This is a genomic window from Vibrio sp. 2134-1, from assembly GCF_033339495.1.
The window spans coordinates 1-501 of sequence record NZ_JAWOUS010001034.1; the positions used below are offsets into that span (position 1 = coordinate 1).

The 501-nt window shown below is 46.9% G+C and carries 1 pseudogene; it reads left to right on the forward strand.

The features are described from left to right. Positions 1 to 501: pseudogene (cca, locus tag R7R78_RS29900) on the forward strand (multifunctional CCA tRNA nucleotidyl transferase/2'3'-cyclic phosphodiesterase/2'nucleotidase/phosphatase); the annotation flags it as partial.

Genomic DNA, 501 nt, shown 5'->3' on the forward strand with positions numbered 1-501 from the left:
TCGGCATTGACAGTTATGACAACGATTGGGTGGTAGTCGGAGCCACACCAGAAATGATGCTTGCTCAAGGATACACTGCCGTCGGAAAAGACTTTCCTGTTTTTCTTCATCCTAAAAATAAAGAAGAACACGCACTTGCACGAACCGAAAGAAAATCAGGCTCAGGTTACACGGGCTTTGACTGTTTCTTCGATCCAAGCGTAACGTTAGAAGAGGATTTGATTCGCCGTGATTTAACCATTAACGCCATGGCGATGGATGATAGCGGCCAGCTGTACGATCCTTATGGCGGTCAAATCGATTTGAATAATCGCATATTGCGTCATGTATCGGATGCTTTTGTGGAAGATCCCCTTAGAGTACTTCGGGTCGCACGTTTTGCTGCAAAACTTGCCTCGCTGGGATTTACGGTAGCAAAAGAAACCATGCAACTCATGCGCGACATGGCAGACTCTGGTGAACTCAATACGCTAACATCAGAACGCGTGTGGCAAGAGTGGC